At 73.2% G+C, this 12,568-nt stretch carries 9 protein-coding genes; all 9 read right to left on the bottom strand.

What is annotated here, in order from left to right; genetic code table 11:
• Window positions 1–115: 115 nt before the first annotated feature.
• A complete protein-coding gene (gene ftsZ, locus EWV39_RS05625; protein WP_129657625.1) occupies window positions 116–1,339 on the bottom strand; it encodes a cell division protein FtsZ in 1,224 nt (407 codons plus the stop codon).
• Window positions 1,340–1,599: 260 nt separating this feature from the next.
• Window positions 1,600–2,658 (bottom strand): cell division protein FtsQ/DivIB, encoded by a 1,059-nt coding sequence (locus tag EWV39_RS05620; protein ID WP_129657623.1) that lies wholly within the window; start codon window positions 2,656–2,658, stop codon window positions 1,600–1,602.
• Window positions 2,655–4,145, bottom strand: a complete 1,491-nt coding sequence (gene murC / locus EWV39_RS05615) for a UDP-N-acetylmuramate--L-alanine ligase (RefSeq protein ID WP_129657621.1) — start codon at window positions 4,143–4,145, stop codon at window positions 2,655–2,657. Before murC ends, EWV39_RS05620 begins: the two co-directional genes overlap by 4 nt.
• Window positions 4,142–5,200: a UDP-N-acetylglucosamine--N-acetylmuramyl-(pentapeptide) pyrophosphoryl-undecaprenol N-acetylglucosamine transferase gene (locus tag EWV39_RS05610; RefSeq protein WP_238148227.1), complete on the bottom strand. Its 1,059-nt coding sequence runs from the start codon at window positions 5,198–5,200 to the stop codon at window positions 4,142–4,144. The genes murC and EWV39_RS05610 overlap by 4 nt, the downstream gene beginning before the upstream one ends.
• A 111-nt stretch (window positions 5,201–5,311) precedes the next feature.
• Window positions 5,312–6,568, bottom strand: coding sequence for an FtsW/RodA/SpoVE family cell cycle protein (locus tag EWV39_RS05605; protein WP_129657617.1), 1,257 nt, complete (start codon window positions 6,566–6,568; stop codon window positions 5,312–5,314).
• The gene (gene murD, locus EWV39_RS05600) at window positions 6,565–8,115 is read right to left on the bottom strand and encodes a UDP-N-acetylmuramoyl-L-alanine--D-glutamate ligase (protein ID WP_129657615.1); all 1,551 of its coding nucleotides are present in this window, start codon (window positions 8,113–8,115) and stop codon (window positions 6,565–6,567) included. The genes EWV39_RS05605 and murD overlap by 4 nt, the downstream gene beginning before the upstream one ends.
• Complete coding sequence (mraY, locus tag EWV39_RS05595; protein ID WP_129657613.1) at window positions 8,115–9,236, bottom strand: phospho-N-acetylmuramoyl-pentapeptide-transferase; 1,122 nt, start codon at window positions 9,234–9,236, stop codon at window positions 8,115–8,117. Before mraY ends, murD begins: the two co-directional genes overlap by 1 nt.
• Before the next feature lie 7 nt (window positions 9,237–9,243).
• Window positions 9,244–10,746, bottom strand: a complete 1,503-nt coding sequence (locus tag EWV39_RS05590) for a UDP-N-acetylmuramoyl-tripeptide--D-alanyl-D-alanine ligase (RefSeq protein WP_129657611.1) — start codon at window positions 10,744–10,746, stop codon at window positions 9,244–9,246.
• Window positions 10,743–12,473: a Mur ligase family protein gene (locus tag EWV39_RS05585; RefSeq protein ID WP_129657609.1), complete on the bottom strand. Its 1,731-nt coding sequence runs from the start codon at window positions 12,471–12,473 to the stop codon at window positions 10,743–10,745. Before EWV39_RS05585 ends, EWV39_RS05590 begins: the two co-directional genes overlap by 4 nt.
• Window positions 12,474–12,568 lie beyond the last annotated feature (95 nt).

Genomic DNA, 12,568 nt, shown 5'->3' with positions numbered 1-12,568 from the left:
GGCGGCCTGCGCCACCCCGCCCTCGGCGGCCCGAGCCCTGCGGCCGGTCCCGGGGCCCGCCCGACGAGCGGCCCCGGGTGATGCGCGCCCCGGCACGGGGCGGCGCATCGGCTTCCTACTTGAGGAAGTCGGGGACGTCCAGCGAGTCCTTGCGGGACGAACCCTGCTCCTCCTGCGGCTCCACGGCCGGGGGGAGGTCGACGTCGAAGCCGGCGTTGGCCGGGACGTCCGAGTTGTCCTGCCACTGGCTCGCGGCGGTGGACCCGCTGCGCTGCGCGCCGCCGGCCGGCGCGGCGGCGGGCTGGCGGGAGCCGCCGAAGCCCTGCTGCTGGCCCCGGCCCGCGCCCGCCTGCTGCGAGGACTGGCTGTTGCTGTTGGTCTCCGGGTTGAGGGAGTCGAAGCCCGCCGCGATCACGGTGACCCGCGCCTCGTCGCCCAGCGCGTCGTCGATCACGGCGCCGAAGATGATGTTGGCATCCGGGTGCGCGACCTCCTGGACCAGGCGGGCGGCCTCGTTGATCTCGAAGAGACCGAGGTCGGAACCGCCCTGGATGGACAGCAGCACGCCGTGGGCGCCGTCGATCGAGGCCTCAAGCAGCGGCGAGGCGATCGCGAGCTCCGCGGCCTTGACGGCCCGGTCCTCGCCCTGCGCGGAGCCGATGCCCATCAGCGCCGAGCCGGCGCCCTGCATGACCGACTTCACGTCGGCGAAATCGAGGTTGATCAGACCCGGGGTGGTGATCAGGTCGGTGATGCCCTGGACGCCCGAGAGCAGCACCTGGTCCGCGGACTTGAACGCGTCGAGCATCGAGACGTTGCGGTCCGAGATCGAGAGCAGGCGGTCGTTGGGGATGACGATCAGGGTGTCGACCTCGTCCCGCAGCGCCTCGATGCCGGTCTCGGCCTGGTTGGACCGGCGGCGGCCCTCGAAGGTGAAGGGGCGGGTCACGACGCCGATGGTGAGGGCGCCCAGCGAGCGGGCGATGCGGGCCACCACGGGCGCGCCGCCCGTGCCGGTGCCGCCGCCCTCGCCGGCGGTCACGAAGACCATGTCGGCGCCCTTGAGCACCTCCTCAATCTCCTCCTCGTGGTCCTCGGCGGCCTGGCGGCCCACCTCCGGGTTGGCCCCGGCGCCCAGCCCCCGGGTCATCTCCCGCCCGACGTCGAGCTTGACGTCGGCGTCGGACATGAGCAGCGCCTGCGCGTCCGTGTTGATGGCGATGAATTCAACGCCGCGGAGCCCGACCTCGATCATCCGGTTGACGGCGTTCACGCCGCCACCGCCGATGCCGACGACCTTGATGACGGCCAGGTAGTTCTGGGGAGTAGTAACGTCCATGAGTTCCTCGATTAGAGCGTGGAGCCGCCGGTCGACATCTTTCAACTTCGACTTCAAGGTCAAAGTTCCGCGTCAGATGCTTTGGGTACGGCGTCTTTCAATACCTCATACAGACTATCAAGTCCGAAAAAGCTGTTGCACCAATAGCGGGTGTCGCGCCTAAGATTTTCCTGTCAATCCGCCGCGACGCACCCTTTCCCCTCCCCATGCTTCACCTTCAACTGAAGGTTGAATAATGGGGAGGGTGAGACGCCTCCGGCTCAGGAGCCGCGCGTCACGGGGTACTCCGGGCTGGAGACGTCGTAGGTCAGGCCGGCGCCCCGGTCGCCCAGCGCCTCGGTCAGGCTGGTGAGCACCTCCGCCTTGAACTCGCTGTCCTCGGACGTCCCCCACACCACGGTGGAGCCGTCCCGCATCTGCAGGCGCAGGTCGGAGTCCGACTCCGCCTCGGCCTTCTGCATCTGCTCCAGCAGCGGCTGCGGCAGGGCCTGCAGCACGCGCACCAGCTCGCCGAAGGAGTCGCCCTGCACCGCGGCGAGCCCGCCGTCGATCTGCGGGACCTCCGCCTCCTCGGCGGAGCCCACGGCTCCCACTGCGACGCCGTCGTTGTCCACCAGGACGAACTGGTCGCCCTCCTTCACCGTGGCCACCGGGACCCGCTCGGTCACGTTGACGACGAGCTCGTGCGGCGGGTGGGCCTCGGCCCGGACGTCGCGCACCATGATGTCCTCGCCGACCAGCTCGCGCACCCGCTCGTCGTCGATCCGGGTCAGCGGCACCCCCTGCAGGGGCTCGAGTGCCTGACGGACCTCGGCCTCCGGGACCCGGTCGGTGCCCTCGATCGTGATGTCGCGGACCGCGAGCAGCGGGGAGTAGAAGACCACGAGGGCGAAGGCCGCCAGCGCCGCCAGCGCGACGAGCACGCCGAGGATCCAGCGCAGGGGCCGGCGGCGGCCGGCGTCCGCGCGGCGACCGGGGAAGTCCAGGACGTCCGCGGAGTCCTCCGGCACCTCCGGCGCGCTCGGCGGCGTCGGGCGGTCCCCCGGTCCCAGCGGCGCGACCTTCCCCACGGCGTTGATGCGGACGGGGGCGGGCCGGCTCCCCGCGGCCTCGGGCCCGGGCTCCGGCGGAGCGGCCCGCCGAGTCGCCGGCGGCGCAGCCTCCCGACCAGCGGCCGCGGCCTCCCCGGGCTCCTCCGGGGAGGCCGCGGGGGACGACGCTTCCGGGGCGGCACCGGCGGGCGGCTCCTCCGGCGTCCGGCGATCCTCCTCGCCCCGCCGGACGAGCCGCGGCAGCCTCGGTCGGTGGAAGGGCGTCACCGGCGGCCTCCCCCGGCCTCGGCCAGTCCGGCCAGCAGGATGGGGGCGAACTCCGTGACGTCGCCGGCGCCGATGGTCATGACGATGTCCCCCGGCGCCGCGGAGGCGGCGATCCGGGCGGCGGCCTCGTGCAGCGAGGAGGCGTAGCGGACCTCGGTGAACCCGGCCTCGGTGATCAGCCGGCTGGTCACGCCCTCCATGGGCTCCTCGCGGGCGGGGTAGATGTCGACGACGAAGGCGCGGTCGGCCAGCGAGAGCGCCTCGGCGAAGGCCCGGGCGAACTCGCGGGTGCGGGAGAACAGATGCGGCTGGAACAGGGCGTAGACGTTGTGCCCGGCGGCGACGGTGCGCGCCGCCTGCAGGGCCGCGGCGACCTCGGTCGGGTGGTGGGCGTAGTCGTCGAAGACCTTCACCCCGTTCTCCTCGCCGCGGAGCTCGAAGCGGCGGGCCGCGCCGGTGTAGGCGCCCAGGGCCTCCGCGGCCCGGGCGGGGTCGACCCCGGCGATCAGGGCGCAGGCGATCGCGGCCGCGGCGTTGCGCTGGTTGTGCACCCCCGGTACGGCGAGCCGCAGCTCGCACTGCCCCTCGAGAGTGCTCCCGCCGAGCTCGAAGGCCCAGGAGAGCGCCGCGGAGGAGCTCGTGCCGTCCCCCGAGACGTCGGAGATCAGGATGTCCGCCCCGGGCTCGGTGCCGTAGGTCACCACGGGGGCGCCCTCGGCCCGGCGCCGCTGCGCGAGCGTGCGGGAGCCGGCGTCGTCGCCGCAGGCCACCAGCACGCCGCCGGGCGCGATCGACTGGGCGAAGCGCTCGAAGGCCTCGACCACGGCCTCCGGCGTGCCGTAGAAGTCCAGGTGGTCGGCCTCGACGTTGGTCACCACCGCGACGGCGGGCCGGTACTTCACGAAGGAGCCGTCCGACTCGTCGGCCTCCGCCACGAACCACCCCTCGGGGCCGGGCTCGCCCAGGGCCGCGTTAGTGCCCAGCGCCGCGATCGAGGCGCCCACCGCGAAGGAGGGACGCGCGCCGACGCCGTCGAGCATGACGGCGATCATCGAGCTGGTGGTGGTCTTGCCGTGGGTGCCCGCGACGGCGATCGTGCGGTTCTCCCCCATCGCGGCGGCCAGCGCGTCCGAGCGGTGCAGCACGCGCAGGCCGGCCGCCCGGGCGGCCGCCAGCTCCGGGTTGTCCTCGCGGATGGCGGTCGAGACGACCACCGTGTCCGCGCCCTCGACGTTCCGGGCGTCCTGCGGGATGTGGACCGCGGCGCCCTTGCCGCGGAGCACCTCCAGCGCGGCGCCGTCCTTCGCGTCCGAGCCGGAGACGGGCAGCCCCCGCTCCAGCAGCAGGTCGGCGACGGCGGACATCCCGGTGCCGCCCATCCCGACGAAGTGGACCCGGCCGAGCCCGGCGGGGTCGGGGCGCTCCGGGAAGGGCGGGGTCATGAAGTCCGGGAGGCCGTGGGGCGAGGCGGACGGCTGCGTGGTCATCGGCGGGTTCCTCCTTCGGTGGCGGCCTGCGCGATGAGGTCGGCCATGCGCTCGGCCGCGTCGCGGTGGCCCTGGTTCCGGGCGGCCTCGGACATCGCGCGCAGGCGATCGGCGTCGTGGACCAGCGGCAGGACGTTCTCCACGAGCCAGCCCGCGGTGAGGTCGGCGTCGCGCACCATGAGGGCGGCGCCGGCATCGATCAGCTCCGAGGCGTTGAGCGCCTGCTCGCCGTTGCCGATCGGCAGGGGGACGAAGACGGCGGGGCAGCCGACGGCGGCCACCTCGCTCACGGTCGCCGCGCCCGAGCGGGCGACCAGCAGGTCGCACGCGGCATAGACGTTCTCCATGCCGTCGACGTACTCCGTCTGGTAGTACGCCGGGGCGGCCACCAGCTCGCCCGCGTCGTCCCGGACCTGCTTCCCGGCGCCGGTGATGTGGAGCAGCTGGGCGTCGGCCCGCTCCCACTCGGGGCTGAGGACGAAGTCGGCGACGGCCCGGTTGAGGCTCTGCGCCCCCGAGGAGCCGCCGGTGACGATGATGGTCGGCGGCGCCGGCTGCAGACCCATGAGCTGGCGGGCGCCGGCCCGGTCCGCCTCCCGGTCGGAGAGGGCGATGCCCCGCCGCATGGGCATGCCCACGTACCGGGCGCCCTTCAGCGGCGTGTCGGGGAACGCGGTGGCGACCACCGCGGCCCGCCGGGCGCCCACCCGGTTGGCGATGCCCGGCCGGCGGTTCGCCTCGTGGATCACCACCGGCACATTCTCCCGCGCCGCGGCGATGTACATCGGGGTGCACACGTAGCCGCCGACGCCGACCAGGACGTCGGCGCGGTGCCGCCGCAGGATCTCCCGGCCCTGCGCCACCGCGCGGCGGAAGCGGCCGGGCAGGCGCAGCAGGTCGGCGCTGGGACGGCGCGGGAGCGGGACCCGCTCGATGAACTCCAGGTCGTACCCGGCCTCCGGGACCAGGCGCGTCTCCAGGCCGGAGGTGGTGCCCACCGCTACGACGTGGGACTCCGGACGGGTCGCCCGGACCGCGTCGGCGATCGCGAGCATCGGGGACACGTGGCCCGCGGTGCCGCCGCCGGCCACGACGACTGACAGTGATTCGTTCAACTCGGCTCCCGAGGGGTCTCGAAGGTCGTCGGGGGAATCCTCGACCGGCCACTAGTCTACGCGGGACTCGGGCTCCTCCAGGGCACTGAGCTCGATCGCCGGGTGCGTCGGCGTGCGCGCGAGCGACATCGCGAATCCGGCCGTGAACAGGGAGACCACCAGCGAGGTCCCCCCGTAGGAGATGAAGGGCAGCGGGATGCCGATGACCGGCAGCAGGCCGGTGACCATGCCGATGTTCACGAAGGCCTGCCCCACGTACCAGGCCAGGGTGCAGCCCGCCGCGACCCGGACGAACCGGTCGCTGGAGCGCAGGATGATGCGCGCCAGGGAGAGGGCCAGGATGGCGAACAGCCCGATCACCACCAGCGCCCCGATGAAGCCCAGCTCCTCGCCGAGGATCGCGAAGATGAAGTCGTTGTGGGCCTCGGGGAGGTAGTTGTACTTCTGGCGCGACTGGCCCAGGCCCTCGCCCCACCAGGCTCCCGAGGCCAGGGCCGCCATTCCGGCGTTGGACTGGAAGCAGGTCTCGTCCGCGCCGCACTGGGAGGGGACGAGCCAGCCGATGACGCGCTGGATGCGGGCCGGGCTGGCCGCGACGATGACGACGCTCAGCAGGGCGACGCCGATCAGGGAGTACCCGAAGATCTTCAGCGGGGCCCGTCCGAACCAGAGCGCACCGCCGTAGATGAGCACGAAGACGATCGCCGTCCCGGCGTCGCCCCCGAGCATCACCAGGGCGACCGTGAGGAAGAATCCCAGGCACGAGGGCATCAGCGCCGCGCGGACGCTGGTCGCCACGTGGGTGGACTTCGCCAGGCCCCACGCGGCCCACAGCAGCACCGCGAACTTGGCCAGCTCCGCGGGCTGGAACTGCACGAAGCCGAGGCTCAGCCAGTTGCGGTTGCCGCCGATCGCCACGCCGAGCGGGCTCATCACCATCAGCAGCATGACCAGGGCGACGCCCATGAAGGCGAAGACCACCTTGCGGTGCTTCCAGAAGCCGATGGGGATCCGGGAGGCGACGAACATCACGACGATGCCGAGCACGGCGAAGACCGCCTGGCGGATGAACAGGGCGTACGGCGAGGCCTCCGAGGCGATCTGCTCGACCGAGGAGGCCGAGAGCACCATCATGCAGCCCAGCACGGTGAGCCCCATGACCGACAGCGCGATGCCCACGGCCGCGCTGGTCATCGAGCCCGTCACGATCCACCGGTACACGCCCCGGAAGGCGGAGCGGCTCACGGACCTGGTGCGGGCGAGGGGCCGGTGCCTCCGGTCCTGCCGGTCGGGGGCCGCGGTGCTCATCGGCCCCGCTCCCCCTCGTCCTCCCCGGAGACCCGCTCCACCAGCTCCGTCACGGCCCGGATGAACGCGTCGCCGCGGGCGCCGTAGGAGGCGAACTGGTCGAACGACGCCGCCGCCGGGGCCAGCAGCACCGTGTCCCCCTGCTCGGCCAGGCCATGGGAGATCTCGACGGCGCGGCGGATCACGGCGTCGCCGTCCGCCTCGGGCAGGCCCTCCCCGGCGCGGTGGACGGGGACGTCCGGCGCCTGCGACCGCAGCGCGTCGAGGAGTCCTGCCGTGTCCGTGCCGATCAGCACCACGGCCTTCAGCCGCCCGGCGTGGGCGGCCACGAGCTCCTCGTAGCGCACCCCCTTGGACAGCCCGCCGGCGATCCAGATCACCGGGTCGAAGGAGCCCAGCGAGGCGGCGGTGGCGTGGGGGTTGGTGGCCTTGGTGTCGTTGACCCAGAGCACCCCGTGCGTCGTCGCGACCGGCTGGATCCGGTGGGCGCCGGGCTCGTAGGCGCGCAGGCCGTCGCGCACCGCCGCGGGCTCGACGCCGGCGGCCCGGGCGAGCGCCGCCGAGGCCAGGGCGTTCTCCACGGTGTGCCGGGTGGGCAGCTCGCCGGTGTCCTCCACCGCGCCGAGCTCGGCGGCCGAGGTCTTCCGCTCGGCGACGAAGGCCCGGTCCACCAGCAGGCCGTCCACGATGCCCAGCTGGGACAGGTACGGGGTGTCGGTGGTGAAGGAGACGGCACGGCAGCCCTCCTGGACGTCGGCCTCCTCGACCATGCGCTCGGTGTCCGGCACGGCGGCGTTGTAGACGCAGGCCACCCGGGTGCTCTCGTAGATCCGCGACTTGTCCGCCATGTAGTTGGCGTAGCCCTCGTGCCAGTCCAGGTGGTCCTCGGCGATGTTCAGCACGGCCGAGGCCAGCGGGGCCAGGGAGTAGGACCAGTGCAGCTGGTAGCTCGAGAGCTCGACGGCGAGGACCTCGTAGTCCACGGGGTCGCGCAGGGCGTCGAGGATCGGCGTCCCCACGTTGCCCACCGCGATCGCCTCGAGGCCCCCGGCCTGAAGGATCGAGGCGGTCATCCCGACCGTCGTCGTCTTGCCGTTGGTGCCGGTGATGCACACCCACTCGGCGGTGGGGCGCCCGGCGCGGCGGCGCACGCGCCAGGCCAGCTCGACGTCGCCCCAGATCTGCACCCGCTCCTCCACGGCCTGCGCGAGGACGCCGGTGGTCGGCCGGACGCCGGGCGAGGTGACGACCAGCTCAGGCCGCTCCCCCTCGACGTCGGGCAGGGAGTCGGTCGCGCCGGTGCCCAGCACCGTGTCCACGGCGCCCACGATCCCCAGCGTCTGCGCCTTGTACCGGTTCTCCTCGGTGTCCTTGCCGTCCACGACGACCACGCGCGCCCCGAGCTCGATCAGGGTGTCCGCCGCGGCGAACCCGGAGACGCCGACGCCGACGACGACGACCCGCAGCCCGGCCCAGTCGGAGTCCCACGTGGTCAGGGCCTCGAGCCGCTCGTCGCCCAGGACGGGGTTGGCGTTGCTCGCTCGCATCAATTCAGCACTCCTCCGTTGTTCAGCAGCCAGTCGCCGTAGAAGATCCCCAGGGAGAGCGCCACGAACAGCCCCGCGACGATCCAGAACCGCACGACGACGGTGACCTCCTTCCAGCCCTTGAGCTCGAAGTGGTGCTGCAGCGGCGCCATCTTGAAGATCCGCTTGCCGCCCGAGAGCTTGAAGTACCCGACCTGGAGGATCACCGAGGCCGAGATGACGACGAAGAGCCCGGCCAGCACGACCAGCAGCAGCTCGGTGCGGGAGAGGATCGCGAAGCCGGCCAGCGCGCCGCCCAGGCCCAGCGAGCCGGTGTCGCCCATGAAGATCGTGGCCGGCGAGGTGTTCCACCACAGGAAGCCGATCAGGGAGCCGATCAGCGCCGCCGCGACCACCGCGAGCTGCCCGGCCTCCTGCACGTCGTAGCAGATGCCCGAGGCGGCGTTCGCGCCGCACAGGTGGTTGCCCTGCCACATGGTGATCATCAGGTAGCCGGAGAAGACCAGGATCGAGGCGCCGGTGGCGAGCCCGTCCAGGCCGTCGGTCAGGTTGACGGCGTTGGTGGTCGCGGTGGAGATCAGGTTCGCCCAGACCACGAAGAGGATGACGCCGAGCACGGGGATCCCGAAGGAGAGGTCCAGCCACGGGATGTCCCGGGTGAAGGAGATCTGCGTCGTCGCAGGCGTCCAGCCCGAGGAGTCGGGCAGCACCAGCGCCAGCACGCCGAAGATGATCCCCACGGCGCCCTGCAGCACGATCTTGCCGCCGGCGGTGAGGCCGAGCGACTGCTTCCGGGCGATCTTCTTGAAGTCGTCGATGAAGCCGACGGCGGCCATCCCCAGCATCAGGAAGAGCAGCAGCAGCGCCGAGAGCCCGGGCGGCTGCCAGCGGCCGGTCAGCAGCATGGTGATCAGCAGGGCCAGGAAGAACGCCACCACCGTGGAGCCCATGATGACGACGCCGCCCATGGTGGGCGTGCCGCGCTTGGTCAGGTGGCTCGTGGGGCCGTCCTCGCGGATGAACTGCCCGTACTGCTGCCGCACCAGGAACTTGGTGAACAGGGGGGTCCCGGCGATCGTGAGGATCAGCCCGAAGGCCGCCGCCAACAGGATGGAGATCATGCGGTGCTTAGCGCCTTTCTTCCATGGAGGTCTGGTCCGGCCGGGTGTCTCCCGCCGGGCTCTGGGCAACTCTATCGCCCAGGAAACGCAGGCCCGCGCCGTTCGAGGACTTCAGCAGCACGATGTCCCCCGGCCGCAGGCTCTCCTCGAGGACGCGCTCGGCCTCCTCCGCGGTCTCCACCCATATCGCCTCCTCGCCCCACGAGCCCTCCAGCAGGGCCGCGTTGTAGACCGGACGGGCCTCGGGGCCCACCGCGATCAGCTGGGCGATGTTCAGGCGCACGACGTCGCGGCCGAGCTTGTCGTGCTCGGCCACCGAGACCTCGCCCAGCTCGAGCATCGCGCCCAGCACGGCCCAGGTCCGGCGCGGCGGCTCGGCGTCGCGCCCCATCTGGGCCAGCGTGCGCAGGGCGGCGGCCATCGACTCGGGGTTGGCGTTGTAGGCGTCGTTGATCACCGTCACGCCGTCGGGGCGGTCGGTGCGCTCCATGCGGTACCGGCTGCCGGCCCGCTGGCTGCTCAGCGAGCGGGCCACGGCCTCGCCGGGGACCCCGACGAGGTGAGCGAGGGTCGCGGCGGCCAGGAGGTTGTAGACGTGGTGCTCGCCGATCAGCTGGGAGGCCACCTCGTGCTCCTCCCCGCCCGGCAGGACGAGGCGGAAGGAGGGGCAGCCGGAGGCGTCGGTGCGCAGGTCCCGGGCCTCGACCAGGGACGCCTCGCCCGCGGGGGATGCCAGCCGGTCCGTCACGTGGCGGCCGCGCACCCCGAAGTACGCCACGGGCGCGCCGGCGCGGGAGGCCATCGGGGCCACCCGGGGGTCGTCCGCGTTGAGGGCGACGCCGGCGGAGGCGCCCTCCGCGAGCTCCCCCTTGGTCAGCGCGATGTTCTCGACGCCGCCGAACTCGCCGGCGTGCGCCGTGCCCACCTTGAGCACGGCCCCGTAGTCCGGCGCCACGATGTCGCACAGGTAGCGGATGTTGCCGACGGCGTTGGCCCCCATCTCGATCACGAGGTAGCGGGTGGAGTGGTCGGCGCGGAAGATGGTCAGGGGGACCCCGACCTCGCCGTTGTACGAGCCGACCGGCGCGACCGTGGGCCCCTGCTCCCCCAGGATGCCCGCGAGCAGGTCCTTGGTGGTGGTCTTGCCCGCGGAGCCGGTGATGCCGAGCACGGTCACCGTCCCGGCGGCGCGCAGCAGGCGCAGGACCTCGCGGGCCAGCCGGCCCATCGCGAGGACGACGTCGTCCACCAGCACCGAGGGGTTCGGGGAGCCCGCCTCGTCGAGGGTCTCCCGCTCGGCGAGGTTCAGGACGGCGCCGGCCGCGGCCGCCGCGCCGATGAAGCGGTGGCCGTCGGTGGCCTCGCCCGGCTTGGCGATGAACAGGCAGCCGGGGCCCGCCTCGCGGGAGTCGGTGGTCGCGCAGGTGCAGACGACGCCGTCCGCGTCCGCGACGCCGACGAGCCTGCCGCCCACGGCGTCGGCGATCTGCTGTGCTGTCAGGGGGATCATGCTGTACCTCCGGGGATCCGGGCCGCGCGCTCCGCCAGGGCGGCGCGCAGCTCCTCACGGTCGTCGAGCGCCTCGTCCACCCCGGCGACGTCCTGATGCGTCTCGTGGCCGCGGCCCGCCAGCAGGATCGCGTCCCGGTCCTCGGCGAGCTCGACGGCGCGGCGGACGGCCGCGGCGCGCGGCGCGACGTTCTCGATCAGCCGGGCGCGGGCGCCCTCCTGGCTCGCGCGCCGGGCGCCGTCCTCCACCGCCGCGCGGATGGGGCCGGGCGGCTCGTGGTGGGGGTCGTCGTCGGTCACGATCACGACGTCGGCGTGCCGGGCGGCGATGGCTCCCATCAGGGGGCGCTTGAGCTGGTCCCGCTGGCCGGTGGCGCCGAAGACGACGATCACCCGGCCGCCCGAGCCCTCGGCGGGCTCGACGGCCTCGAGGGCCCGCTCCAGCGCGTCGGGGTTGTGGGCGAAGTCCACGATCGAGGCCGGCCGCCGGGCGATGACCTGCATCCTGCCCGGCACGGCCGGGGTCAGGCAGCCGGGCTCGCGCAGGGCGGCGGTCAGCGCCTCGTGGCTCGCGCCGGACTCGGCCACCATGGCCAGGGCGAGCGCGGCGTTCGAGACGTTGAAGGCGGCGGGCATGCCGGTCTCCGAGCGCAGGACCCGGCCGTCGCGGTGGCGCAGGGCGAAGCGGTGGCCGATGCCGGCGGGGGTGACCTCGCAGAGGGTCCAGTCGGCGTCGGGCCCCTCGGAGTTCCCAGCGCCCTCGACGCCGGCGCCCCGGCCGGTCGCCAGCGTCGCCACGGCGTCCTCGCCCATGGCCTCCCGCGCCGAGGCCGCCATGGCCTCGCCCCACGCGTCATCCACGATGACGACGCCGCGGCGCGCGTGACCGGGCGTGAGGAGCTGGGCCTTGCTGCGGAAGTAGGCCTCCATGCTGCCGTGCTGGTCGAGGTGGTCCTGGGTGAGGTTGGTGAAGCCGGCGACGTCGTACACCAGCCCGTCCACCCGGCGGTAGTCCAGCGCGTGCGAGGAGACCTCCATGGACATCGCCGTGATGCCCCGCTCCCGCATGACCGTGACCAGGGAGTGCACGTGGGTGGACTCCGGCGTCGTGAGGCGGCTGGGGATGCGGTCCTCGCCGGCCAGGATCTCGATGGTGCCGATCAGCCCGGTGGTGCGCCCGAGCGCCTCGAGCAGGGAGTTGATCATGTAGGTGGTGGTGGTCTTGCCATTGGTGCCCGTGACGGCGAACAGCTGCTGCTGGGCCGCGGAGGCGGGCTGGCTCGCGTAGACGTGGCCGGCCAGCGGCCCGACGATCTCGCGGACCCGCTCCACCAGGATCACCGGCAGCCCGACGCCGAGCGAGCGCAGGATCTCCGCGCCCGCCGCGTCGGTCATGACCGCCCGCGCCCCGCGCTCGCGCGCGTCCGGGCAGAAGCGGGCGCCGTGGACGTTGGATCCCGGGACCGCCACGTACAGGTCCCCCGCCTGGACGTCGTGGGAGTCCATGCTGACCCCGCTGACCTCGGTCCCGGCCGGGCCCGTCAGCTCGGCCGCGCGGCCCCAGCCGCGGATGAGGTCCGAGAGCTCCCCGAGGGTGCGGGCCGGGACGGAGGCGGGGCGCAGCGTCTGCGCGGTGCCCTGGGACCGCTCCTCCGGACGTCCCGGGGCCGCTCCGGCGGCCGGCTCAGCGCCGGGGGCTAGATGGGCCGGCGATTCCTCGTGAGGCATCTGGGACTTCCTTCTCTGGCGGGGTGGACGTGGACACTCTACGCTCCTGGCACGTGGTCTCGGGGATCCTCCGCCGGAGCGTGAAGCGGGTGGTC

Source organism: Rothia halotolerans (assembly GCF_004136635.1).
GTDB classification, from domain to species: Bacteria; Actinomycetota; Actinomycetes; order Actinomycetales; family Micrococcaceae; genus Rothia; species Rothia halotolerans.
Note: the sequence above shows the minus strand (reverse complement) of the source record. Positions and strands in the feature narration are given on the sequence as shown.

Excerpts from the sequence above, each read along its gene's own strand:
- ftsZ (WP_129657625.1), bottom strand. The coding sequence starts at position 1,339 with ATGGACGTTACTACTCCCCAGAACTACCTGGCCGTCATCAAGGTCGTC.
- murC (WP_129657621.1), bottom strand. The coding sequence starts at position 4,145 with ATGACCACGCAGCCGTCCGCCTCGCCCCACGGCCTCCCGGACTTCATG.
- EWV39_RS05610 (WP_238148227.1), bottom strand. The coding sequence starts at position 5,200 with ATGCTCGCGATCGCCGACGCGGTCCGGGCGACCCGTCCGGAGTCCCAC.
- EWV39_RS05605 (WP_129657617.1), bottom strand. The coding sequence starts at position 6,568 with ATGAGCACCGCGGCCCCCGACCGGCAGGACCGGAGGCACCGGCCCCTC.
- murD (WP_129657615.1), bottom strand. The coding sequence starts at position 8,115 with ATGCGAGCGAGCAACGCCAACCCCGTCCTGGGCGACGAGCGGCTCGAG.
- mraY (WP_129657613.1), bottom strand. The coding sequence starts at position 9,236 with ATGATCTCCATCCTGTTGGCGGCGGCCTTCGGGCTGATCCTCACGATC.
- EWV39_RS05590 (WP_129657611.1), bottom strand. The coding sequence starts at position 10,746 with ATGATCCCCCTGACAGCACAGCAGATCGCCGACGCCGTGGGCGGCAGG.
- EWV39_RS05585 (WP_129657609.1), bottom strand. The coding sequence starts at position 12,473 with ATGCCTCACGAGGAATCGCCGGCCCATCTAGCCCCCGGCGCTGAGCCG.